The sequence below is a fragment of the Acinetobacter sp. 24-47-66 genome (genome assembly GCF_056779755.1).
On record NZ_JBWYIL010000002.1, the window covers coordinates 117,808 to 143,598 of the forward strand.

The following is a 25,791-nucleotide window of genomic DNA, read 5'->3' on the forward strand; positions in this document are numbered from 1 at the left end:
ATGGCTAAACCATATTATGAATTTTTCTGTCCAGTTAAAGTGATTGCTGGTAATGCTGCGCTTGAACACATTCCATTTGAGCTAGATTCAATGGGTTCAAAAAAACCGCTCATCATCACAGACAAAGGCGTACGTGCCAATGGTCTACTTGAACCAGTGGAAGCTGCTTTTGCAGCGACAGAAGTAAAAATTGGCTCAATTTTTGATGAAGTTCCACCGGACTCAAGTTTAAAAACAGTAAAAGCCGTGACTGAAATGTATCGTAACAATCAATGCGATGCCATCATTGCAATTGGTGGTGGTTCAGTCATCGACACAGCAAAAGCTGCCAATATTCTCGTCTCCGAAGGAGGCGATGATCTGCTGAAATATTCAGGAGCTCACAACCTACCTCGCCCATTAAAGCCTTTTTTTGTTATCCCAACAACATCAGGTACAGGCTCTGAAGTCACGATGGTTGCTGTGGTTTCAGATACAGCGAATAATCAAAAAATGGCATTTGCTTCAAAATATTTAATGCCTAGTGCTGCAATTTTAGATCCACGTATGACTTTAACATTACCTCCACACCTGACAGCAATGACAGGAATGGATGCAATGACACATGCAGTTGAGGCCTATACGTGTTTGGCAGCGAATCCTATCAGTGATGCTTACGCTACTGCTGCAATTAAAAAAATTAGTGAAAACTTGTTTAAAGTTTTGGAAAATCCAAAAGATGCTGATGCCCGTTTAGAACTTGCTCAAGCATCGACCATGGCTGGTATTGCATTCTCAAACGCAATGGTCGGTATTGTTCACTCCCTTGGACATGCTTTAGGTGCCGTTGCTCACTTACCACATGGTTTGTGCATGAACTTATTCCTCCCTTATGTGCTTGATTACAACAAGGATGTGAATGGCGATAAGATTGCTGATCTGTTATTACCGCTTGCAGATACTGATATCTATGCACAGACACCAGCAAATCAACGTGCAGATAAAGCTATTGCGATTATCAACACAATGCGTGATCGCATTTATGATTTAACTAAACTGCCACGTACATTACGTGAGACAGGCAAAGTTACGCAATCTCAATTAGATGAAGTTGCCGAAAAAGCGTTAAATGACGGATCAATCATTTTCAACCCTAAAGAAGCAACATTAAAAGATTTGAAATCTATCTTAGAAAAAGCTTGGTAAATTTCTCAAAATAAGTAAAGATACGCTTAAAACTAGCCTGATGTTTTTTTAGACATCAGGCTTTTCATTTGTTAGTTGTTTTAACTCATGAGTTCAATACTTTTGGCATAAATCCTGCTAAAAAACTCACACAAACTACTGACAAACTGCACCAATATGGTTTAGATTGGCGCACTTTTGAAAAAACATTAGGGGGGATCGTTCGTCTCAAACGATCCTTAATTGATTTGACTGATCCTTGATCAACGATTAAGAGGATAAAGCCGTTGACTAATATAACTGGGACTCAATCGGCAGCTAAACTGCAAAAAACGCTAGGACTCTGGCATATCATTATTATCGGTTTAGCTTATATTCAGCCAATGACGTTGTTTGATACTTTCGGTTTGGTATCAGAAGAAAGTAATTTCCACGTTCCTACATCATATATTTTTGCACTTGTTGCAATCCTACTGACTTCATTGAGTTATGGTCATATGATCCGTAGATATCCATCTTCAGGTTCAGCGTATACCTATGCTCAAAAATCTATCCACCCTAACGTTGGTTTTATGGTTGGCTGGTCATCATGGTTAGATTACCTGCTCTCCCCCATGGTCAACATCATCCTTGCGGTGATTTATCTTGAGGCTTTATTCCCTGATGTCAATCATTGGGTCTGGGTCATTGTGTTAACAGCATTTATGACAGGTATTAACCTTCGTGGTGCGCGATTTGTTGCAAATTTCAACAGCTTAATTGTATTCGTACAATTAATTGTGATCGCTGTATTTACATGGATGGTCTATACCAAGCTCCAAATGGGATATAACGCGGATGGTCCAATCTCTGCTGAACAACGCTACCAACTTTGGAGTTTAGAACCATTTTGGAATGAGTTAACTTCAGTGGGTGCCTTGATCACAGGTGCAACATTACTCTGCTTCTCATTTACAGGATTTGACTCACTCAGTTCTCTCGCTGAAGAAACTAAAGATACTGAGAAAACGCTACCAAAAGCAATTTTCTTAACTGCTTTAATTGCAGGGATTATCTTTATCGTCAGCACTTACTTCATGCAGATCTATTTCCCTAATAATCCGGGATCATACTTCCAGAATATTGCAGAAACTCAACCTGAAATTTTGTTGTTGGTTGGTGGATCTTTGTTCCAGTCTTATGTGCTTGCATTTGCCATCATTACTGTTATGGCATCAGGTATTTCTGCACATGCAGGTGTATCACGCCTTATGTATGTTATGGGACGCGATGGTGTCATCAATAAGAAAATTTTTGGTCACATCAGCCCTAAAAACTTCACTCCATCATATAACATCATGATTGTAGGTGCAGTCGCATTAACCGCTGGTTTTATGGATTTAGACTTTGTCATTTCATTAATTAGCTTCGGTGCGTTAACAGCATTTAGCTTTGTGAACTTATCTGTTATCTCACGCTATGCGTTACGCGATGGTCGTACTAAAACAGCGAAAGAAATTATTAATTTCGTTATCGTACCATTACTCGGCTTTATTGCAGTATTTGCATTGTGGTTAGAGGTCGATCAAGCATCGCTTAAATATGGTTTGATTTGGGCGATTGGTGGTATTTTGTATTTAGGTTATAAAACCAAAGGCTTTAAATACCCTGCTCCACAACATGATGAGTTTAATGATCGTTAAAAATTGATTTTTTAGAAAAGGCGCTTAGGCGCCTTTTTTTATCATGGAAATTGACCAAAATGATCAAACATCAATCAAAATTTCTTATTTAAAAATAAACTCTACATCATAATATGCAGCTTTATTTCAAAATAATGAGACAAATAACACATTTAAACGCAAATACATGAAATTAAATAAAAAATGATTGGCAAAAAATTACATATTTGTCAGGATACTCATTGACCAAAAATTACACGATGTGTATAAAGAGCAAAATATTTGAGTAAATGCTCTAATAATATTAATTACACAGGGAATGTAATAATGCGTTTGAATACACTTACTGGGGCGATTTTGGTCGCAATGTTTCCAACCGCGGGCGCTTATGCTGCAGCTATGGATCGTTCAGGCCAATCGATGAATGGCTTTTTACAGCCAGGAAACTATGTAGATTTTAGTTACTCAATTTTGGATGCTGATCTTTCAGGAACAATGAGAACTGAACCTTCGGGCCCTGCTTCTGCAGGATTAAGAGACCCGAATGGTTGGAATATGCCTACAGCAGATGATATTAATGCAGGTGGGGAAATTGCGGGCTCAAATTTGAGTGATATTGCTGACACGTTCGGATTTGCAAATATTAATTTAAAATTTCAAGTAACTGACAATATTTCATTAGGTTTAATTTATGACCAACCTTTCGGAGCAAAAGCCTCTTATTCAAACTCTGATAAAAAACATTCCAGAGTCAACAGCTCAGGACGATTGCCATTAGGTGACCTTGAATCTGCGACAAAATATGGTGCATTTCACAGTGAGTATGGCAGTACAGAGGCTGAAGTATCGACAAATAGTTTATCTCTAGTCGTAGGCTTCCAACCTAATGAACACCTTAATTTTTATGCAGGCCCAGTTTATCAAACAGTAAAAGGTGATCTTAGTTTACAAGGAACTGCTTACAGTCTATTAGGTGGTTATTTATGTAATTCACAGACTAGTGGTGTAGCACTGTGTAGTACTTTTAAGGAAAAAGGTACAGGTTCAAGAGATCTTCTTGGTCGTGATACAAGAAAAGATTATCAAGGCTATAAAGCAAGTATGCCTGAAGAAGGTGCTTTTGGTTGGCTAGCGGGTGCTGCATTTCAAATTCCTGAAATTGCATTAAGAGCTTCATTAACCTACAGATCAAAAATTTCTTATTCAGTTCAAGCTGAAGAAAGTATGCCTGAAGTGATTACAGATACATTACCTATTGTACATCCTGGGTGGCATATTGTAGATAAAATTGGGGCACTTGGTACCGACTACCAATATACAGAAGGTAAAACCTCAGCATCAACTCCACAATCAGTTAACCTTGATTTCCAATCAGGTATCATGGCTGATACATTAGCTTATATCAATTTACGTTGGGTAGATTGGTCTGAGTTCAAAATCCGTCCATACAAATTTGGAGTTTTAACTTCTTCTATTACGGAGGGACAAGGTAAAGGACCTCGTGGTTTCGACTTAATCGCTTATGAAAAAGATCAAATATCTGCAACATTCGGTATCGCAAGAAAATTAAATGAAAAACTCGCATTGACCATTATCGGAGGATGGGACTCTGGTGCAGGTGAATATGTTTCTACCTTAGGTCCATCTGAAGGTTTTTGGAGTGCAGGATTAGGTGGTCAGTACAGCTTTAATAAAAATACATTCATTCAAGCGGGTGCACGATATTTTTGGTTAGGTGATGCAAAAGCTCAATCTGCTAGTTGGTTCGGAACCGATCGCTATGATGCAGATTTTAAAGATAATACAGCTATTGGATATAGCTTTAAAATTGGTTACCGTTTCTAGAGTTTAAAAAGCACGGATTTTTCATCCGTGCTTTTTTTTAAATTAATCGACAACTAAAACCTAATTTAGTATCAATTTGATTATCTTTGAATCCCAAATACTCAATAAACCTGTTTCGATCATCCACAATTTTCTGTTCATCTATAGACATACGATGGCGATTTTTTTGCGCTAAAGAATATGTTTCATCTACAGAAGCTTGATATATATGACATAATTCAAGCTGTTTCTTACTTTTTAACACCAAATTTTTTCCTGTCCGCTCGAAATCATTTCGTTTTAACGCCGTACTCCAATTTTCCAAATTTTTGAACATTTTTACTTTCATCTGAGCTAATGCTTGATCGATTTCTTGTTGAGTCAATGGATTAATATTATTTAAATCCGCTTGTTCTTTATTTTCATTTTGTGACATTACTTTAGAGGTCGTCATTCCTGCACAGATGATTACTATAATTCCATAGCTGTATTTTTTAATGTTTTTAATCATACATCCCCGTATCTAATTTATTTCGATAAATTTATGCTCGTATTAGACAACTGATATTTTAAAAAAGCCATTTTAATAATGTAATAGATTGAAATATTAAAGGATTAAGGCATTTTTTTTGCATTATCAATTCACTGATTTAATTATATATTTTTGGTATTGAATTTATGAAAAAAATGTTTCCATTAGGCTGTGCTGGACTAGGCATACAAGCCTCATCATTTGAGCATCCAGTATCTCTTGAAGAACCATCAATAATGGAAAAATTCGACCTACTTGCAGAATCGAGCGTGTGGGATTTTATCGATCACATTCCGACTCATCGTGAAATGATTGATGATTACATTAAAGGGAGTCAAAAATACAATATCTCAGTTTATTCAGGTTACGGATGCTATATTTGGGGAGAACATGAAAAAATATTCAAAGAAAATATCGAGCTTACATGTGCCGTAGGCGCCAAATACCACAACATTATGCTTGCAGCAAAAGACAGTAAATTCAACTATCTTAATGATCAACAAGTTGCTGATGCCTATTTATATTTTTATGAGTATGCCCTAAATAAGGGTATAACCATTACCTTCGAAAATCACGTAGATAATTGGTCTGAAGATTATCGCCGGGTAGAAAGAGTTGCAGCTTTAGTCAATCATCAAGGTATTCCATTTAAAATGGCGATGGACTATAGCCACTGTATTTTCAAAATCGAAAATCCAATCGAATCTTATATCTCATTTCAACATGACCAAGAAGCGATTAGAAAACTTGATCCTTTCAACTGCGATAGTTTTGCAGATGATTGGTTAAATCAAAATTTGGTGCATTGGGGGCAAATACGTCCTGCGGTTCCAAACGGGCCATTAAATACATGGTCCCAAGAATACAGCCCATGGGAAGGTCACGGTCTTAATCGCCCTGGAAGAGGCATTCAATACCCATTTAGGCAGCCACCAAAAAATGCGTGTCCTCATGATGAGTGGCATGCATATAAATTAAGCTGTACCAAAGAGGTCATTCGCAAGATGATTGACCATTATTTAGATCATGAGGATACAAATATTGAAATCATGACCGTGGATAATATTAATTTATGGTCCTATGGTTTGGGTTGGAAATATAATATGTTTGCAGATAGCTGCGAAGTAGCACGCTATATCAGACAAATATATGCGGAAAGAGCATCAATTCATCATGCTAAAAAAGGACTAAGTTCTGAGGACTTTATCAATCAATATCGCTCATAAATCATTAAAATAATTAAAAAAAGCATTATATTGATAATGCTTTTTTTGTATCGCGATATTTAAGCTACCGCATTCTCTTCCGCTTTTTTATACGAACGATTATACATTTCTTCTAAATGCTCCCCTACTGTACATGGTGCATATAAAGGTAATTCACCTTCTTTCAATGTTCCTGGAACTGGCTCAATCACAGCGTGATAGTCTGGTTCATAAAAAAATGGAATTGAGTAACGATAAGCACCATTTGAAAAACTATTTTTTACTCGATGTGGATTGGAGTGATATAGACCATTGGTCCATTTTGGAATCATATCACCTAGATTAACTACAAATGTTCCTTCAATTGGTGGTGCTGCAACCCACTCTCCGTCAGGCATGCACACTTCTAATCCGCCTATTTGATCTTGTGCCAAAATGGTGACTGACCCCCAATCTGTATGCGCGCCAACGCCATATGTTTCATCATCATCTCTAGGTGTAGGTGGATAACGCAACATACGTAATGTTCCCATAGGATCTTTACTAGAAGCATCAAAATAGTTCGATGGCAGATTTAACGTTAATGCCAAAAGTTGCATCAGAAAATTTGCCAGTTTATACATTTCATCGATGTACTCCTGACAAATCAATTCACATTGAGGTAATTCTTCAGGCCACTGATTTGGACCATAGTTTTGATATTTAGCGATTGCAAAAGGATGATCTTGAGGATAATTACGACCACAATAAAACCCTTCTTTATAATCTGGCTTGCCGTAAGGGTCTAATTGCTGACCATTCAGTTTATCAAATCCACGGAATCCAAAAAAATTACGTACATCATATTTTTGCTTAACGTCTTCTGGAAGCGCCAATAATTCTTTTGCTAATGCAAACTGTCGCGTCATCATTTCTAAAGGAACTGTATGATTCTTCACATAGAAAAAACCTGAATGCATCGCAGCTTTTCTCAGTTCAGCAACTACACGTTTAGTCGCCTCACTTTCTGGTTTGTTTATATCTACGCCTGCTAAATCAATTACTGGTATTCCCATTTTTATCCCCTTGTATCAAGTATACATCTTTTACGTTTTCATTATCTTGCTGAAACTTTCGACAATTTAGGATTGACTAAAATTTGTCATAAAAGCTAAGTCTCAAACTTAAGTTTTTTCTGGTACAACGTCTGCTACAATTTGATTCTGCTTTTGCTTAGCTCGATTAAAAATCAGATTTAGAATAATTCCCGCAAATGTCGCCGTTGTAATGCCGCCGAGATCAAGTCCACCAACCATAATCGAATAGTTCCCTGCGCCCATAATCACAGTCACTGATGCCACAATAATGTTGCCGTTTTGAGTAAAATCGACTTTATTTTCGATCCAGATTTTCGCACCAGCGATTACAATTAAGCCGAAAACAATCATTGAAGTCCCTGTCAAAATTGCGACAGGTAATGTGCTAATGAGTGCTCCAAATTTTGGTGATAATCCCAGAATAATGGCGACAATACCCGCAATTACAAAAACCACTGTAGAGTAAATACGCGTTGCCGCCATGACCCCAATATTCTCTGCATATGTAGTTAATCCTGTTCCTCCTACAGCACCAGACATAGAGGTACATACTCCATCTGCCAAAAATGCTCTCCCCATATAAGGCGTAATATTTTTGCCTGTCATTTCACTTACAACTTTGAAATGCGCAAGATTTTCAGCAATAAGAATAAATGCGATAGGTAGGATCAGCAAAATTGCATTCATTTGAAATTCGGGTTGATATAAAGTTGGTAAACCAAACCATGCCGCATTTGAAACCGAGCTAAAATCGATTGGTTTACCCATTCCCATCATGTTAGCTAAAACAAAATATACAAGATACGAAACTATCAAACCCACCAATAGCAATAATCGTCTCAACATTCCTCTTGTAAATACTGCGACACCACCAATACACATTGCGGTCAACAAAGCCATCCATGTATCAAACTCATTACCTGATACAGCTTTAATCGCCCCAGGTGCTAAATTTAATCCAACTATCATAATGATTGCACCAGCAACAACTGGTGGTAAAAGATTCTCCATCCATTGAGAACCCGTTTTCATTACAAGCAAACCCATCAAGGCATAGAAAATACCACATACCACTATTGCACCTAAGGCAATCCCAATATTTGGATTTAACCCTGAACCGGTATAGCCTGTTACAGCAATCACAGCACCAATAAAAGCAAAACTCCCCCCAAGATAGCTTGGCACTCTCCCACCTGTGATAAGGAAAAATAATATCGTGCCAATACCAGATAACAGGATCGTTAGACTAGGATCAAACCCCATGAGCAGCGGTGCCAACACTGTTGCACCAAACATGGCAAATGTATGTTGAAGTCCAAGTACAATACTTTGTCCTGCAGGCAAGTACTCGTTCATGGCAACGGGAGTTTTTTCAATATCTCCTTGAAAAGGAGTAAACTTGGAAAACCAATTCTCTTTCATCACATACCACCCCATTGGTAATGTGAGCCAATGTCGAACATCTTTAGACATTGGCTGTACAATGATAAATTCATTTCGTTTAAGTACAAATCACAGTTCGTCTATCAAATTTATCGGAACCATATATTCACTTTAACTAAGCAACAAATATACCAATTGGTCGAATTTCTAATATCTCATTTGGATGACAGCTAGTTTAAGATCAACAAAAATAAAACCTAACACTCTGTTTTATATAAATATTAAATTCATTAACAAATAAAAAATTTGACCATTTTGTATATTTTTTAAACTTTTACTCAAAAAAATTGGATTCCCGAAATATAAAATCAAATCGTATTTAAAATCATTATTTTAATTTTATTCTTAATGAATATTTCATTATATTAGCCAAGTTTTACTAAACTTTTATGCATTAAAAAAGGTCACCTTTCGATGACCTTACTGACTTAAGTTAAATCTTTAAATCCTTGTTGTCGCCATGCTTCATAAACAATCACTGCCGTAGCATTAGATAAATTTAAGCTTCTAGAATTTGGTGCCATGGGCAAACGAATCCAATGTTGCTTTGGGAACATCATACGGACATGTTCAGGTAGTCCGCGCGTTTCAGGCCCCATGAGTAAAGCAACTGGCCTATTCAGATTCGAGGTATGTGGTGTTTCGGTACCTTTGGTCGTTAAAGGATAAATCGAATCTTGATCCACACCTTGACTCGCTAGATTTTCCAGACATGCTTCAATATTATCCCATATCTGCATGCGAGCCCATTCATGGTAATCTAATCCAGCACGCTTTAACTTCTTATCATCCAGCTCAAAACCTAGCGGTTTGACCAAATGTAATTGTGCTCCTGTATTTGCACATAAACGGATAATGTTTCCTGTATTTGCAGGAATTTCTGGTTCGTATAAAACAACATGAATCACAATAATTTCTCAACTTTATAGCAGACTTTTACAGTTCGTCTTGCCATTTCAACTGTTCTCTTAATTTCACCACCTCACCAATAATGGTCAAAGTTGGCGCCTGAATTTGATTTTCTAACACTTTCGAAGCGATATCTGCCAAAGTCCCCACAACAACTTTTTGTTCTGGTGTCGTACCTTTAGAAATTAAAGCAACAGGCATGTCTGCTCGTTGACCATGTTGAATAAGCTTTTCACAGATTTTTTCTAATCCAACAAGCCCCATGTACAGTACCAATGTTTGGTGTTCATACACGAGTTCATTCCACGGAAGTTCAGGAGAACCTTCCTTCAAATGTCCAGTCAAGAAGCGAACACTTTGTGCGTAATCACGATGAGTTAAAGGGATACCCGCATAGGCTGAACACCCTGATGCTGCGGTAATTCCGGGAACGACCTGAAATGAAATTCCTGCCTCATAGAGTTCTTGAATTTCCTCACCACCTCGCCCAAAAATAAAAGGATCTCCTCCTTTTAAACGGCAGACACGTTTGCCTTCATTCGCATATTTCACGAGTAAAGCATTAATGCCTTCTTGCGGAACAGCATGATTTGACCTTGCTTTACCCACATAAATTTTTTCAGCATCCCGGCGGCATAACTCCATAATAGCACCAGAAACTAAACGGTCATAAATCACAACATCTGCTTGTTGCATCAACCTTAAAGCTTTGAGTGTGAGAAGCTCGGGATCACCTGGACCAGCCCCAACTAAATAAACTTCACCTTTGGGCTTGTTCCATTCTATTAAAGACTGATGAATAATTTTTTCTGCTTCAGCCAGATTATTATTAAATACCCGCTCTTTGAAAGGTCCAGCATACAGCTCTTCCCAAAAGATACGGCGTTCATCAGGATTTTCAATTTTTTGTTTTATACGTTGTCGCCATTCACCCGAGATTTTAGCTAATGCTCCCATTCCATGCGGGATAACAGTCTCAAGTTGAGTTCTAATCTGTCTGGACAAAACTGGGGATGTACCATTACTCGCAATTGAAATAACAAGTGGAGAGCGATCAACAATTGCAGGGACCATAAATCGGCAATGTGGTGGATCATCAACACTATTCACCAATACATTTAAGTTTTCACATTCTTCAAAAACTTGTTGATTCACTAAAGGCTGATCTGTGGCAGCAATCACTAAACGGTAATCGTTTAATTTTAAATCGTGATCTTCAAAATGAGCTTGAATATATTGACCAGAGCTTTTCTCGACAATTTCTAAAAGTTGCGCCTCAATCTCAGGTGAAATAACCGAAATTTTTGCTCCTGATTTTTGCAGTAACAGTGCTTTGCGATATGCAATATGCCCTCCACCGACAATCAAACAAGGTTGCTGCTGCAATTTTAATGAAATTGGAAAAATATCCACTGAATCGATCCTCATATGCCCACTCTATTTTAGCACCTTCTCCACGACTCAAGCTGCTTAAAAGTAAGCAAGTGGTAGCTTTTTTAACAGATGCATATCAATGAAGGGACCTAAAACGGATAAAACTTGAACTCTATTTGGATAGTCAAAAATCCTGCTGATGCCGATGATAAGTTCAACAGTAAAGGAGATTATCGAGATGGCTGGTTCATATATTGATGTACATTCATCAGCAGGTTCGTTTAAAGCATATCTTTCAGTACCTGAAGCAGGTAAAGGTCCTGGTCTTGTGTTATGTCAGGAAATTTTCGGTGTTAATGAAGTTATGCGTCAAAAGGCAGACTTTTTGGCTGAAGAAGGTTATACCGTTATTGTTCCTGATTTATTTTGGCGTATTCAACCTAATGTAGAACTCGGTTATACCGAAGAAGACTTTCAAAAAGCATATGACTTATATACTCAATTTAATCAAGATCTGGGTATTGAGGATATCAAATCTACAATTGAAACACTCAAATCCCTTGAAACAGTTGATCAAGATGCAGGTACTGGATTGGTCGGATACTGCCTAGGCGGTAAATTGGCATATCTCGCAGCTTGCCGCATTCCAGATTTAAAGTGTTCTGTTTCTTACTACGGTGTAGGAATCGAGCAAAACCTAGAAGAAGCAGTCAACATTCAATCCAAACTGGTTCTTCATTTTGCTGAACAAGATCAGTTCTGTGATTCTAACACTCGTGATCAAATCCTACTTGCTCTGCAAAACAACTCAAAAGTCGAAACATATATTTATCCAGATGTTGATCATGCTTTTGCTCGCCCACAGAGTATGCATTATCACAAGCCTAGTGCACTCATGGCACATGAAAGAACCATTACAGCTTTACGCAAAGCAATAGGACCAAATTACGACCTTGCTGCGCTATGGGAAGAGCATGTTCGATTTGAATTTGACACTCGAAATGTTCCAGACACGATGGCAACAATGGTGGCAGAGCCTTATGTCAATCACATTCCAACATTGACAGGTGGCGTCGGCTACAAACAATTAGCTCGCTTCTATCAATACCATTTTGTTCATAACAATCCAAAAGATATGAAACTGACGCCTATTTCACGAACTGTAGGCGCAACTCAAGTCGTTGATGAATTCATTATGAGTTTTACTCATGATGAGGAAATTGATTGGTTAATTCCTGGAATTAAACCGACGGGAAAATATGTAGAGATTCCAATGCTCGGCATTATCAAGTTCCGTGGACCGAAACTATGTCATGAGCATATCTATTGGGATCAGGCAAGTTTACTGGTGCAAATTGGCGTATTAGATCCAACTGGACTACCTGTTGCAGGTGTTGAAACTGCCAAGAAACTTTTAGATGAAACTTTACCCTCAAATGAACTGATGCCAACTTGGCCATCCAGTGAAAATAAACCGATTGGCGAATAAAGGAACTCATTCTGACAATCAGAATTAAGATGAAGGATTATGATCATGTTAAATGAAATGACACCTGTAATACAGTTGGAGCAACGCTCGTTACGCCAACTCTTAGGTCAGTATGCAACTGGGATTACAGTAGTAACTGCATTAGATTCAAATCATAAAAAAATTGGAATGACAGCGAACTCATTTACTTCTGTATCGCTTGATCCACCTTTAATTTTATGGAACATCGCAAAATCTGCGACACATTTCGAAGATTTCAAACAGGCAGAATATTTTGCCATCAATATCTTGAGTGAAGATCAGTATCAAGAGTCTAAGCATTTCTCAAAATCTTCTGATGACAAATTCGAAGGCTTAGATGACGTTGATGAGTATATGGGCATCCCCATTCTAAATAAATCCTTAACCACTTTTGTTTGTCGTCAGTATGAGCTTCATGAAGCTGGGGATCACTACATTATTGTGGGACAAATTGAAGCCTGCCGTAATCAGCTTGGAAATCCATTGGTGTTCCATAACGGGCAATATAAACAAGCAAATCTTCATCAAGCATTTGCTGGTGTATAGCGAATTCACGAAATTTAAGGATTTTTTAAAATGAATCAACATCACTTTTTCAATGATAATCGCTTTCTACTCGGCTCATTTGCTTCTAACTGCTCAGGTGGAATGACCATTTCAACTCTTGAAGATCGATGGAGTGCGAGCTGGGAAAAGAATCTCGAACTAGGAAAAATGCTAGATGAAGCTGGTATCGACTTCATGTTACCGATTGCTCGCTTTACAGGCTATGGCGGTGAAACAGACTTTCAGGGAACAATTTTAGAGACCATGACTTGGGCGGCCGCATTATTGGCTTTAACCAAAGACATTACAGTTTTTGCGACAATTCAGACTGTCCCCAATCATCCAGTTGTAGTTGCCAAGCAGATTGCAACGCTATCTGAGATTAGTCAAGGTCGTATTGGACTCAACATTGTTGCAGGCTGGAATAAACCTGAATATGAAGCACTCGGTCTACATTTACCTGATGATCACGAAACTCGATATGGTTATGCACAAGACTGGTATGACCTGATTAAAAAAGTATGGACCAGTGAAGAAAAATTTGATTTTGAAAGTAAGTTTTTCAAAACCAAAGGAACTTATGGAAAACCAAAACCACTTGTACATCCGCCTATCTTCAATGCTGCTGGTTCAAAAAATGGACGTGAATTTGCCGTTAATAATGCGGACTTTCTTTTTACACCAGCTTCAGATTTGGGCAGAAGCAAGATTGAAATTGATGAGCTTAAACAAGCAGGTCGCGACGTAAACCGAGAAGTCAATGTGATGACCTTCTCCCATGTCATTTGCAGACCTACACAAGAGGAAGCCAAAGCAGAATGGGATCGTCAATTAAACAATGCTGATACTGTTGCCGTTGACAATCTGATGAGCTTAATGTTTGCACATGCTCAAAGTTTCCCAAAAGAGGTTCAACAATCCATTCGTGATGCAATGAGTGTAGGCCATGGTGGCTTTCCATTAGTCGGTACACCTGAACAAGTCGCGCAAGGTATTTTAGATTTACATGAAGCTGGTTTTAGAGGAACGACTCTTTCATTCCTTGATTATAGCCGCGAATTTCCGTATTTCCGTGATCATGTTTTACCAATTTTGGAAAAGCATAATATTCGTTAATCCACCACTTAAGCCGACCGTTTCACTGTCGGCTTATTTATTTTAAGAGGGAATTTAGCTGTGAATTATATTTTAAAGGGGTTATTCACTGGATCAATCTGCTTTGCATTAGGCACTGCAGTTCAAGCGGCAAATTGGAGTGATACTTCACTGGCTGTCAGTTATGGTCAAGATTTCTCAGAACCATTTAAAGACGGTGATTTTGACAAGTATATTTTTAGTCTTGTACACCTAAGCGGCTATAAATATGGCACCAATTTTTTTCAACTCAATATGCATCAATCTTCAGCTGAACCAAATGCAAACAAAGCTTCTGGTCAAGGAGCTCAAGAGGCATATGCAATTTATCGTCATACCTTAGATATCCCAAGTATCACGCAACACAAACTGAATGATTCTAGTTGGTTCAAGACATATGGTTTTACAGTAGGTTTTGACTGGAATACAAAGAATGATGATTATGGTTCAAATCGACAAATGTATGTTGCTGGTCCAAGTGTTACATTAAATACGCCAGGCTATCTTAATCTCAGTTTGCTAGGTTATTACGAGAGCAATGATGCTAATGTACTGAGTAAAAAATATACCTACGATCCTTACTTAGCACTTCAAGTGCTTTGGGATTTTCCTCTTATGCAATCGAATTGGAATTATCAAGGCATAGGTGTTTGGATGAGCACCAAAGGGAAAGATCCTTTTGGTGAGCCTACCGCCAGCGAAATCTTTGTAGACATGTCTTTAATGTATTCTTTACTTAAAGATAAATCTGCCAATCAACCAAAATTGAAAGCTGGGATTGCTTATCAATACTGGAAAAATAAATATGGTAATGATACATCTGGTGTTGCTGGTTCAGGAGCGACCGCGAGTAGCCCTATGTTACGTGTTGCTTACCACTTTTAAATAACATATCAAATTAATCTAATTTAGTACCAAAAGAGTATTTTTATATTCTGCTATTTTAGATTAATTTATTTATTTGAGATAAAACAAAAAAAGCAAAATCATGGATTGATTTTTGCATAAGTAATGATAAGCAAGCTAAGGATAGAGGTATTTATGTATAGCCAGCAACACAGGTCTATTTCTACGATTCAATCACATACGCAGAATATTCATGATGCCAACCATTGTCTTGATTTAATCATTGGCCCACATGATTTAGTCGATTTTAATCAATATGAACCATTGGATTTTAGTTTTAATGGATCGCAAATCGGTCGTATGATTATTGGGGATTTAACATATGGTAAAGATGTAATTTTCAAAACGCATACGCATGAAAATATGAACCACTTTTGTATAACGCGCCCTAAAAATGGGCGACCACTATTTAAAAAAGATGGTCAAACTTTTTACGCCTGTTATGATCAAGCATCCATTGTTTCACCTGAAGATAAATTTGAACTAATTATTGACAAAGACTGTGTGCAAACATTCATTTCTTTTTCAAAGACTTTTGTTGAAAAAATACTTTCAGATTTAATCTCTCAGCCAGTTACCGAACCTTTGGTATTTCAAAATGTGATGGATCAAAACAACCCAAAAATTAAAGCATGGTGGGATTTAATTGACAGTATTAAAAATTTCACAAACAATTTTACCAATACTTCATTTTTTCAAGAAATGCGCTCAGATTTTGAATATATTATTGTGAAGTCATTATTATTATCTCAACCCAATAACTATAGTGATTTAATTTACAAAAATACTTTAGATTATCCTGACTTCTTTACTCGCTTGTTAGAATTCATACAAAAAAATATACATCAAAAAATTGAAATTTCAGATTTAGAATATGCATCTGGATTAAGCAAAAAAAAGCTGAATACAATTTTCAAAAAATATTTAAAATGCAGTCCAAATGCTTATATACGCCATTACCGACTTAAATGTATTTATAATGAAATTTCACAGTCTACGCATAAAATTAATATTACTGAAATTGCTTATAAATGGGGTGTTACACATTTAGGTCGTTTTTCACTTGAGTATAAAGATGCATTTGGGGAAAAACCGAGTGAGACCTTAAAAAAAATTATTGAAAGGCAAACAGGCAGTGCTCAACTCATTCATTAAAACACTCAAAAAAAAAAGCTAACTCAATTGAGTTAGCTTTTTTGTGTTTTATCGATTAATCGATAAAACTTTGTCCACCCATATAAGGACGCAAGACTTCAGGAATCTCAATCGAACCATCTTCTCGTTGATAATTTTCCATTACCGCGAGCAAAGTACGACCAACTGCTAAACCTGAACCATTCAAAGTATGAACAAACTCTGTTTTCTTTTGATCAGCACGGTAACGAGCTTTCATACGACGAGCCTGGAAATCCCCCATGTTTGAACACGATGAAATTTCACGATAGGTATTTTGGCTTGGTACCCAAACTTCTAAGTCATAAGTCTTCGTTGCACCAAAGCCCATATCACCACCGCATAAGATGATTTTACGATATGGCAATCCAAGCGCCTGTAAAATACCCTCAGCATGCCCTGTCAACTCTTCCAATGCTTGCATAGAGTCTTCAGGTTTAACAATTTGAACCATTTCTACTTTGTCAAATTGGTGCTGACGAATCAAACCACGTGTATCACGGCCATAAGAACCAGCTTCACTACGGAAACAAGGTGTATGAGCAGCATATTTCAATGGTAGACGCTCAGGATCAATAATCTCATCACGCACAAAATTGGTCACAGGCACTTCAGCAGTTGGGATCAAGTAATATTCTTTGTCACCTTGAAGCTTGAACAAATCTTCTTCAAATTTAGGCAACTGACCAGTTCCACGTAATGAATCAGCATTCACTAAATACGGTACATAAGCTTCTGTATAGCCATTTTTCAATGTATGTGTATCTAACATGAACTGCGTTAGTGCACGTTGTAAACGTGCAAGCGGACCCTTGAGCACACTGAAACGAGTACCTGTTAACTTAGTCGCTGTTTCGAACTCGAGTCCACCCATCCACTCACCAAGATCAGTGTGATCTTTAATTTCAAAGTTGAATTCACGAGGCGTACCCCATTTTAAAATTTCAACGTTGTCATTCTCATCTTTGCCCTCTGGCACCGACTCATGAGGTAGGTTTGGAATAGAAAGTGATTTTGCTTCAATTTCAGCTTGTAGTTCTGTTAACGCAAGCTCAGCGGCTTTAATTTCATCTCCGATCGCGCTCATACGAGCCATGATTTCAGAGGCATCACCACCTGCTTTTTTGATTTGACCAACTTGTTTAGCACCCGAATTACGTTCTGCTTGTAAAGCTTCAGTCTTAGACTGAATTTCTTTACGACGAGCCTCTAAAGATGCCCATTCTTCTACGTTGAGTTGCACGCCACGTTTAGCTAAGGCTAAATTTACAGCCTCTATATTATTTCTAAGTAATTTCGGGTCGATCATGGTTAATCTTTTCAGGGAAAAAAACTGCCTATAGTGTAAGCGCTTCGTTAAAAAAAATACAGTCGAAGCGCTGACAGCTGAAGCTTATTGAATCAAATTAAAATAGAGTCAATTACTCAGCAGTGAGTTTGGGTAGATTTGGAAGATATTCTGACTGTATCAAACCATTCACACTCACATAAGGTAAAGTGAGTTCAGACATTCCTTCAGCATAGGACGCGAGCTCATACAGCGGATAAACAAAGACGATACCATCAACTCCGTAATAGAAATTGTCGCTTAATTCGAGTTTATCTTGTTCAATATTGTGATCTGTAAGCCACATACTATTAGCACTATAAAGTGTTTCTAATAGCTTTTTATTTTGACCTTTCACAATTAAATCTTGTAGTGCTATTCTTTTTTTAGTTTTTAAATCGAAATGAACATATTCTTTGTGGTACATCCCATGTGCTGCACCAGCAGGATATACATAGCTCAGATATTCAAAACTCGCTATATTCTGATGTTGACTTAAATAACGTACCACAGTCTGACTCTGACTCAACTTCAGCGGATCCACAGTAGTTGTCTCTGTATTCTTAGTAGCCGATTGGAATGGTATAGGGTCTGCTTTTTCAATTCGATTTTTAAAATACGTATTAATCCACGGATGATTAGTTTCAACCGTTTGGAATGAATATTCTGTACACCCTGCCTCATCGCATACTTGCTTCTGTTTAGGCTTTAATTCGACGTTCTTCGATTCGATATACCAAGATTCTGATTGTTTTGCTTGCACAGCAGTCTCATTGCTTTTTTTAGTTTCTGCATCAGATTTAGGCTGACAAGCGCCTAACATGATCATTGATGCACAAATAACACTCAATTTTCCAAACCGATTCATGTGTTTTAGCATATAGCCTCCAATAAAAATGAGTGTTTAACACAGAGACTATAAATTCTAGATGACATGAATTCAGTTGAAATTTGTAGTTAAAAAAAGCAGCGATAAACGCTGCTTTTATATTATTGGTCAATAATGTCTGTGCCTTTAGGCGGTGTAAAGTTAAATGTTGAATCCGGAATACCTGCATTCACTTTCACATTACTAAATTTAACGTGTGTAGTTTGTCCTAATGAATCTTCTAAAATCATTAAGCTTGGCGCTTTATTTGCACCGAAACTAATGGTCAGACTCTGAAAGGCACCATCTTTCTGCTTAGGATATAACGTGTAATAAGTTTTAGCTTTATTTGGCTGTGTTACACGATATGACTGCATAATTTGGTTGGTATTACCAGACAATAATAATGCTGGTGTATTGGCAACTTGCTCATCCATATTTTGACGAATTGCCTGCTGTAGATCTGGGTCATAGATCCAAATCATCTTTCCAGAAGTCACAATTGTTTGTTTTGCTGGTGCTGTAGTTTCCCAATAGAACTTACCTGGACGAGCAACTTTCATCACCCCAGTAAAAGTCTGATTCATATGTTGAGCACTCAAACCTTGTTTTTGTGGTGCTTTACTAGATTTAGTTGCTTTCGTTGTTTGTTCAAAATTTGCCGTTAAACTTTTTATTCCGTTTAATTGACGAACCAAGTTTGCGGTCGCTTGTTGCTCCGAAGCAGCCACTGGCGCTGCGAAAACTTGAGTGCTTGCGACTGGTGCCATCATTGCAGCACTCATTGTAATTGCACCAATCGTTTTACGAAGCATAGTCATGATCCCACCTTTTGTTATTGATCATCATTTGATATGGAGTCATCTTAAACCAAATTTGATCGCTAATAATTGAGAAAATAAGAACTTTTGTATTGTTATTTAGCTAAATTGTTGAAAATACTTCATCATGATGAAGATTCACTTCAGTTCAAAAACTTTCTTTCAGATATAAAAAAACCCACTCAAGAGTGGGTTTTTTGGTTATGCCTGATAAAACTTATACAGTTTCAACAGATACATAACGACGGCCAAATTGACCTTTAACTTCGAATTTGATCACGCCATCAGCGGTAGCAAATAAAGTATGGTCACGACCCATACCAACGTTAGCACCAGCGTGGAACTCTGTACCACGTTGACGAACGATGATGTTACCAGCAGTCACAGCTTGACCACCGAACATTTTAACACCTAACATTTTAGGATTTGAGTCACGACCGTTACGTGTCGAACCACCGGCTTTTTTAGTTGCCATGTCTATTTACTCCTCGTAATTAGCCTGAAATAGCTGTAATTTTCAACTCAGTGAACCATTGACGGTGACCTTGTTGTTTACGATAGTGTTTACGACGACGCATTTTGATGATGCGGATTTTGTCGTGACGACCATGGCTAACTACTTCAGCAGTTACTTTAGCACCAGCAACAACTGGAGCACCAATTTGAATGCTATCACCGTTCACTAACATTAATACGTCATCAAACGTAATAGTAGAACCAGTTTCAGCTTTCAATAATTCAACTTTAAGGGTTTCACCCTCAACAACACGGTGTTGTTTACCACCGCTTTGGATTACTGCGTACATAATGTACTCCAACAGGCCCGTGTCGTCGTGCCGATAAAGGAATATATCGATCTTAAAACGAACGCCACTGGGGGTTATTCAAGGGCAAGGATTTTAAGTGATAATGAAATAAACAACAAGGTCTTTTGTCTAAAAGTTAAATTTCAACCCGAAATATCTATTTCTTACATGAAAATAACAATTTGCTGATTGATTAAACTATATTTATTCACAAAATGAACTACTTCGAATATCAAATAACATATCAAGTTTTATTGGTATTATGAAGATTAAATCACAAACATGAATAGAAACTGAACAACATTAAGAAAATCATGCATATTCATGTGGTAAAGCGACCAAAACTTTCACTTAAATTGTTACACTAGCTGAGTAACATCTACTGTTTGTATAAGGACTTCATTGTTATGGCCATCGATTTTAAGCAAGACATTCTCGCACCTGTTGCTACAGACTTTGCTGCGATGGACCAACTTATTAATGAAGGAATCAGCTCTAAAGTTGCTTTGGTGATGTCAGTCAGCAAACATGTGGTTGAGGCAGGTGGTAAACGCATGCGTCCTATTATGTGTTTATTGGCTGCTCGCGCTTGCGGTGAAACCAACCTAGAGCATGCCCAAAAGTTAGCTGCAATTATTGAAATGCTGCATACCGCTACACTGGTACATGATGATGTCGTAGATGAGTCTGGGTTACGCCGTGGTCGTCCTACAGCGAATGCAACATGGAATAACCAAACCGCTGTCCTCGTTGGAGACTTCCTGATTTCTAGAGCTTTCGATTTGCTCGTAGATTTGAACAATATGGTGTTATTAAAAGACTTCTCAACAGGAACATGTGAAATTGCTGAAGGAGAAGTACTTCAACTGCAATCTCAACATCAACCTGAAACCACTGAAGCGACTTATTTAGATATTATTCACGGCAAAACATCTCGTTTGTTTGAATTGGCGACTGAAGGCGCTGCGATTCTTGCCAATCAACATCAATATCGTGAAGCACTCAGAAAATACGCAGGTCATTTCGGGAATGCATTTCAAATCATAGATGACATACTCGATTACACCTCTGACGCAGAAACACTTGGTAAAAATATTGGCGATGACTTAATGGAAGGTAAGCCAACACTGCCACTGATTGCTGCTCTACAAAAAACTTCTGGTGCAGAGCACGATATTATCCGTCGTAGCATCACTACAGGTGGTACTGAACATTTGGATCAAGTGATTCAGATTGTTCAAAACTCTGGTGCACTAGATTACTGTCGCGAACGTGCTGTTGAAGAAACTACAGCAGCTCGTGAGGCATTGTTACAACTGCCTGAAAGTATTTATCGTCAAGCGCTTGATAATTTGGCGCAATTAGCATTAGATCGAATCCAATAAACTTCAACTAAAAAAATTTGCGTATGCATATAAACTTTAATGATCTTTTTAAACAAATGCAGGAGCAACTTGACCATCATCAAGCTGCTCCAGACGAAAACATACTCATTGAACTCGTTAATCGCATCCGTCCATCAGACAGTTATAACCTAGAAGAAATTAATCAAAAATTTCAGGCGTTGATTCAAGCGTTATTAATTACGCCGACTGCAGCCACCACTTTTCAAGCCTATATCGTTCATCTGATCAATCGCTATAAACAAACCACTATTTATGCGGACAGTGGGATTCTTTCTCTAGATGGTTTTTGGAATCAGTTGGGTCAACGAATGGGAGCGCATGTTCTTCCCCTTTTGACCGATGAAACTGATTTAAAAGATTTAGTCTTCCGTGTCTTTCATTTACGTAGCGATAAATATTGGCTAGAAAATATTGAAGATCAGCAATGGATTCAGTTTTTTCAGATTGTCAATCAAAGTAATGGCAGCTTAGATGCAAAATTTGGCATCAAACGCGACATGATTAAAGCCATTACTGTTTTATCTTACCGTATCAGCGGTATTGGACTTTATCCTGAGTTTATTAATGCACAACCAGAACTGACTGAATATGAGTCACCTTTTTTGGTGCAGAATCGTGAAATCATTGAATTTATTGAGCTATACAAAAAACATTATAGTGAAGCTGATGATCTTACTGAAATGGTCGTACCCGATGCCAACCAAGCTTTGGTGATGATCGAGCAGTGTCGCGATGTCGTTTTGAAGATTCGTCGTGCTACGAAAAGAATTGGGGTGAGTTTAAGTCTCACTTATTTATTGTCTTTGCTTGAGCAATGTTTAGATCGTATTGAACTATTACTGAACTTATTGACTGAAACTGGAAAAGTTCAATACTTAGCACTAGCTGAGTTATGTCAAGATTTAGTTGCGGCTCACTATGAGGAGCGAAGTGTTCGAGAGCTTTTAAAAACAAACAGTGAATTAATCGCATTACAAGTCACTGAAAATGCCAGTAAAACAGGCGAACATTATGTAAGTACCAATAAAGCTGGTTTCTTCAGTATGTACAAATCAGCCGCAGGTGCAGGCGTCATTATCGCTATCATGGCGACCTTGAAGATTCTCACTGCGCGCATCGCCATGGCACCTATCATGCAAGCCTTCGCGTATAGCATGAACTATGCATTAGGTTTCATGTTGATCCATGTACTGCATTTTACCGTTGCAACCAAACAACCTGCTATGACTGCAGCTGCCCTAGCCGCGACAGTTCAACAAAAGAAAGGGTCTCGAACTGCACAAATTGCAGAACTTGCTGCACTGATTATCAATATTATCCGTACGCAGTTTGTCGCTATTCTCGGCAATATTTCCATTGCAATTCCGGTTGCAGCATTGATCACCATGATGTGGCCGTTGATTCTGGGTGAACAATTACTCAATCACAGTAAAGCAACATATTTACTTCATAGTTTGAATCCTTTTACATCCCTAGCAGTCCCACATGCAGCTATTGCAGGTGTATGTCTATTTTTATCTGGTTTGATCGCAGGTTACTTCGACAACATGGCAGTGTATCGTAAAGTCGGACCTCGCTTAAAAGCACATCATCGTCTAAAAAACTGGCTAGGTGCTGACAGACTGGAAAAGTTTGCAAACTATATTGAACGTAATTTAGGCGCACTAGCCGGGAATTTCCTGTTCGGAATCATGCTAGGCAGCATGGGGACAATTGGCTTTATTCTTGGTCTGCCTTTAGATATTCGTCATATTGCCTTTGCTTCAGCAAACTTTATGCAGGGCCTATTGAGTATCAATGGCACGCCTGAAATAGGGCTCATTATTGTTTCATTCCTTGGTGTATTATTAATTGGTTTGACCAACTTATTTGTCAGCTTTAGTCTCACTATTATTGTGGCATTACGCGCAAGACGTGTTCGTTTTGAACAATGGAAACCTCTGGCAAAATTAGTATTTACTCACTTTGTTACACGACCAATGGACTTTTTCTGGCCCCCAAAACAACCTTTAGAGGTCGAAGATCCAATTTCACCAAAGAAATCTTCTCATTAGATATTAGTGTTATTTTTTGTGCTAAAAATAAGATGCACATTGTAATGAAATTACTATAAATTATGCTTTTACACTGACTTGAAAAAAAGTGTACTGGCGAGTACACTTTGACGCATTCATGCAATAAATGTATGCGACTATAATATAACTCAGGTTATTTTATATGCATTACTTACTGATTTTAATAGGTTGTTTAGGAATAACGATAAGTAGTATAGGAATCTATATTCCAACGATACAACAGCTCGATCTCACTGCTGTTTCATGGATGAGTCAACACCGCAATCCCCTCATAGATGGAATTGCGGTTTTATTGTCTCATGTTGGCGGTTTACCGATCATGCTGATGTGCGTGGCGATTTGGACCTTACAGCAATGGCGATTAAAACAATATGCTAACTGTCTATTTATCTCACTTGGTCTCGTTGGTGGTGCCTGTCTTGGCTGGTTACTCAAATATGCTTTCGACCGACCTCGTCCAAATGCAATTTATCAAATCGTTGAAACTTATGGAGCCGCATTTCCAAGCGCACATAGTCTCTATGCAGCAGTGATTGCTGGTTTGATGATCATGATCTTTCGAAACCATCATCAAAGTAGAATCATTTTTGTCGCTGCCTGTATATGGTTTGTTGGCATGGGTTTTTCACGGGTTTATCTCGGTGCTCATTACCCGACAGATGTTGTTGCAGGTTGGAGTATTGCGTTGATATGGCTGACTATACTGTGGTTAGTCCTATCACAACGGATAGCAAAGCAAACAATTATTTTTAGAGAAAAATCTAACGAGGTGGAATAATGATGTCGGCAAAGCTTTGGGCCCCTGCCCTCACTGCTTGTGCTCTTGCAACAAGTATTGCACTTGTGGGTTGTAGCAAAGATCCAAAAGATGCAGAGCAAGCCGCTGCACAACAGCAAATGCCACCAACTGAAGTTGGTGTCATCGTTGCTCAACCACAAAGTGTTGAACAAACTGTCGAGCTTTCGGGTCGAACTTCAGCCTATCAAATTTCTGAAGTACGTCCGCAAGCAAGCGGTGTGATTTTAAAGCGTCTGTTTGCTGAAGGTAGTTTTGTGCGTGAAGGACAACCTCTGTACGAAATTGACGCAAATACCAACCGTGCGAACTTAGACAGTGCAAAAGCAGCCTTAGTTCGTCAAAAAGCCAATCTCAATGCGCTTCAAGTTAAAGCTGACCGTTATCGCCAACTTGTCGGTATCAATGCTGTATCTAAGCAAGAATTTGATGATCTACAAGCACAAGTAAAATTGGCACAAGCAGATGTTGCAGCTTCAGAAGCAGCGGTGAAAAATGCGCAGATTAACTTAGGTTATTCTACTGTTCGTTCACCCATTTCAGGGCAATCAGGCCGCTCTAGTGTGACTGCAGGTGCATTAGTAACGGCTAATCAACCTGAAGCATTGGTGACAATCCAACAGCTTGATCCAATCTATGTTGATATCAACCAATCAAGTGCAGAGCTTCTTCGCTTACGTCAACAGTTGAGTCAAGGCAGCATCGACCGCAGCAATAATACTAAAGTTCGTTTAAAACTTGAAGATGGCAGCATTTACCCTATTGAAGGTAATCTTGCATTCTCTGATGCAAGTGTAAATCCAGAAACAGGGACAGTTACCCTTCGTGCTGTGTTCTCAAATCCGAACCAATTATTATTGCCAGGAATGTTCACTAATGCTCAAATTGTGCAAGGTGTAATTCCTAATGCGATTTTAGTGCCTCAAGCGGCTGTGACCCGTACACCAACAGGTCAAGCGACTGCGATGATCGTGAATGCGAAAGGTGCAGTTGAAGTACGTCCAATTGAGACTGCAGGTGTTCAAGGTAAAGATTGGATTGTGACCAAAGGTCTAAATACGGGTGACAAGGTCATTGTAGATGGTGTGGCGAAAGTTAAACCTGAACAACAAGTTGTAGCTAAACCTTACCAACCTCAAGCTGCAGCACCTCAAGCCGGCAAAGATGGTCAACAAGCAAAGCCTGCAGCTCAATCTGAACAAAAAGCTACTTCAAATGCATAAGGAGTAGACTGA

General features: G+C 38.3%; 24 protein-coding genes. 14 read left to right on the forward strand and 10 right to left on the reverse strand.

What is annotated here, in order from left to right; translation table 11 throughout:
• The 4 genes from AC1M84_RS02895 (at window position 1) to AC1M84_RS02910 (ending at window position 4,670) form a co-directional block, all read left to right on the forward strand.
• Window positions 1-1,185, forward strand: a complete 1,185-nt coding sequence (locus AC1M84_RS02895) for an iron-containing alcohol dehydrogenase (RefSeq protein WP_481594388.1) — start codon at window positions 1-3, stop codon at window positions 1,183-1,185.
• 68 nt (window positions 1,186-1,253) lie between these two features.
• Window positions 1,254-1,427: a hypothetical protein gene (locus AC1M84_RS02900; RefSeq protein WP_481594389.1), complete on the forward strand. Its 174-nt coding sequence runs from the start codon at window positions 1,254-1,256 to the stop codon at window positions 1,425-1,427.
• Window positions 1,428-1,451: 24 nt separating this feature from the next.
• Entirely contained in the window at window positions 1,452-2,846 is a 1,395-nt protein-coding gene (locus tag AC1M84_RS02905; RefSeq protein WP_035267885.1) for an APC family permease, read from the forward strand.
• A 306-nt stretch (window positions 2,847-3,152) separates the two neighbouring features.
• Window positions 3,153-4,670, forward strand: a complete 1,518-nt coding sequence (locus AC1M84_RS02910) for an outer membrane protein transport protein (protein WP_092766849.1) — start codon at window positions 3,153-3,155, stop codon at window positions 4,668-4,670.
• Window positions 4,671-4,707: 37 nt separating this feature from the next.
• Here the strand turns inward: AC1M84_RS02910 and AC1M84_RS02915 are convergent, their stop codons facing one another.
• Window positions 4,708-5,160, reverse strand: coding sequence for a hypothetical protein (locus AC1M84_RS02915; RefSeq protein WP_481593095.1), 453 nt, complete (start codon window positions 5,158-5,160; stop codon window positions 4,708-4,710).
• A gap of 167 nt (window positions 5,161-5,327) precedes the next feature.
• On the opposite strand from AC1M84_RS02915, the gene AC1M84_RS02920 reads away from it, so the two are divergent.
• A complete protein-coding gene (locus tag AC1M84_RS02920; protein WP_481593096.1) occupies window positions 5,328-6,407 on the forward strand; it encodes a hypothetical protein in 1,080 nt (359 codons plus the stop codon).
• 59 nt (window positions 6,408-6,466) lie between these two features.
• Here AC1M84_RS02920 and AC1M84_RS02925 read toward each other — a convergent pair whose 3' ends face one another.
• The 4 genes from AC1M84_RS02925 to cysG form a co-directional block, all read right to left on the reverse strand.
• Complete coding sequence (locus AC1M84_RS02925) at window positions 6,467-7,441, reverse strand: isopenicillin N synthase family dioxygenase (RefSeq protein ID WP_481594390.1); 975 nt, start codon at window positions 7,439-7,441, stop codon at window positions 6,467-6,469.
• A 108-nt stretch (window positions 7,442-7,549) separates the two neighbouring features.
• Window positions 7,550-8,884, reverse strand: a complete 1,335-nt coding sequence (locus AC1M84_RS02930) for a solute carrier family 23 protein (protein WP_481594465.1) — start codon at window positions 8,882-8,884, stop codon at window positions 7,550-7,552.
• A gap of 449 nt (window positions 8,885-9,333) precedes the next feature.
• Window positions 9,334-9,813 (reverse strand): tRNA (cytidine(34)-2'-O)-methyltransferase, encoded by a 480-nt coding sequence (locus AC1M84_RS02935; RefSeq protein WP_035267879.1) that lies wholly within the window; start codon window positions 9,811-9,813, stop codon window positions 9,334-9,336.
• 28 nt (window positions 9,814-9,841) lie between these two features.
• The gene (cysG, locus tag AC1M84_RS02940) at window positions 9,842-11,227 is read right to left on the reverse strand and encodes a siroheme synthase CysG (RefSeq protein WP_481594391.1); all 1,386 of its coding nucleotides are present in this window, start codon (window positions 11,225-11,227) and stop codon (window positions 9,842-9,844) included.
• 199 nt (window positions 11,228-11,426) lie between these two features.
• Here cysG and AC1M84_RS02945 point away from each other — a divergent pair, with 199 nt between their 5' ends.
• The 5 genes from AC1M84_RS02945 (at window position 11,427) to AC1M84_RS02965 (ending at window position 16,439) form a co-directional block, all read left to right on the forward strand.
• Window positions 11,427-12,677 (forward strand): dienelactone hydrolase family protein, encoded by a 1,251-nt coding sequence (locus AC1M84_RS02945; protein WP_035267873.1) that lies wholly within the window; start codon window positions 11,427-11,429, stop codon window positions 12,675-12,677.
• Window positions 12,678-12,722: 45 nt separating this feature from the next.
• Window positions 12,723-13,244, forward strand: coding sequence for a flavin reductase family protein (locus tag AC1M84_RS02950; protein ID WP_179997732.1), 522 nt, complete (start codon window positions 12,723-12,725; stop codon window positions 13,242-13,244).
• A 30-nt stretch (window positions 13,245-13,274) separates the two neighbouring features.
• A complete protein-coding gene (locus AC1M84_RS02955) occupies window positions 13,275-14,360 on the forward strand; it encodes an LLM class flavin-dependent oxidoreductase (RefSeq protein WP_179997731.1) in 1,086 nt (361 codons plus the stop codon).
• Between the two features lie 60 nt (window positions 14,361-14,420).
• On the forward strand, window positions 14,421-15,263 hold the full coding sequence (locus AC1M84_RS02960) for a hypothetical protein (RefSeq protein WP_481594392.1): 843 nt from the start codon (window positions 14,421-14,423) through the stop codon (window positions 15,261-15,263).
• A 156-nt stretch (window positions 15,264-15,419) separates the two neighbouring features.
• Window positions 15,420-16,439 (forward strand): AraC family transcriptional regulator, encoded by a 1,020-nt coding sequence (locus AC1M84_RS02965; RefSeq protein ID WP_481590631.1) that lies wholly within the window; start codon window positions 15,420-15,422, stop codon window positions 16,437-16,439.
• Window positions 16,440-16,494: 55 nt separating this feature from the next.
• Here the strand turns inward: AC1M84_RS02965 and serS are convergent, their stop codons facing one another.
• The 5 genes from serS to rplU all read right to left on the reverse strand — a co-directional run bounded on the left by serS (window position 16,495) and on the right by rplU (window position 20,279).
• On the reverse strand, window positions 16,495-17,766 hold the full coding sequence (gene serS, locus AC1M84_RS02970) for a serine--tRNA ligase (RefSeq protein WP_179997729.1): 1,272 nt from the start codon (window positions 17,764-17,766) through the stop codon (window positions 16,495-16,497).
• Window positions 17,767-17,878: 112 nt separating this feature from the next.
• Window positions 17,879-18,664 carry an RsiV family protein gene (locus tag AC1M84_RS02975; protein WP_481594393.1) on the reverse strand — a complete coding sequence of 262 codons (786 nt, stop codon included), beginning with the start codon at window positions 18,662-18,664 and terminating at the stop codon, window positions 17,879-17,881.
• Between the two features lie 110 nt (window positions 18,665-18,774).
• Window positions 18,775-19,473: an outer membrane lipoprotein periplasmic chaperone LolA gene (gene lolA, locus AC1M84_RS02980; RefSeq protein WP_035267863.1), complete on the reverse strand. Its 699-nt coding sequence runs from the start codon at window positions 19,471-19,473 to the stop codon at window positions 18,775-18,777.
• A gap of 217 nt (window positions 19,474-19,690) precedes the next feature.
• Entirely contained in the window at window positions 19,691-19,948 is a 258-nt protein-coding gene (gene rpmA, locus AC1M84_RS02985) for a 50S ribosomal protein L27 (protein WP_035267862.1), read from the reverse strand.
• A 19-nt stretch (window positions 19,949-19,967) separates the two neighbouring features.
• Window positions 19,968-20,279 carry a 50S ribosomal protein L21 gene (rplU, locus tag AC1M84_RS02990; protein WP_035267860.1) on the reverse strand — a complete coding sequence of 104 codons (312 nt, stop codon included), beginning with the start codon at window positions 20,277-20,279 and terminating at the stop codon, window positions 19,968-19,970.
• Window positions 20,280-20,686: 407 nt separating this feature from the next.
• On the opposite strand from rplU, the gene sdsA reads away from it, so the two are divergent.
• The 4 genes from sdsA (at window position 20,687) to AC1M84_RS03010 (ending at window position 25,779) form a co-directional block, all read left to right on the forward strand.
• Window positions 20,687-21,664 (forward strand): All-trans-nonaprenyl-diphosphate synthase, encoded by a 978-nt coding sequence (sdsA, locus tag AC1M84_RS02995; RefSeq protein WP_035267858.1) that lies wholly within the window; start codon window positions 20,687-20,689, stop codon window positions 21,662-21,664.
• A 23-nt stretch (window positions 21,665-21,687) separates the two neighbouring features.
• On the forward strand, window positions 21,688-23,739 hold the full coding sequence (locus AC1M84_RS03000; protein ID WP_180027964.1) for a site-specific recombinase: 2,052 nt from the start codon (window positions 21,688-21,690) through the stop codon (window positions 23,737-23,739).
• Between the two features lie 163 nt (window positions 23,740-23,902).
• Window positions 23,903-24,538 carry a phosphatase PAP2 family protein gene (locus tag AC1M84_RS03005; protein WP_481594394.1) on the forward strand — a complete coding sequence of 212 codons (636 nt, stop codon included), beginning with the start codon at window positions 23,903-23,905 and terminating at the stop codon, window positions 24,536-24,538.
• Window positions 24,538-25,779, forward strand: coding sequence for an efflux RND transporter periplasmic adaptor subunit (locus AC1M84_RS03010; protein ID WP_035267853.1), 1,242 nt, complete (start codon window positions 24,538-24,540; stop codon window positions 25,777-25,779). Before AC1M84_RS03005 ends, AC1M84_RS03010 begins: the two co-directional genes overlap by 1 nt.
• Window positions 25,780-25,791: the final 12 nt, after the last annotated feature.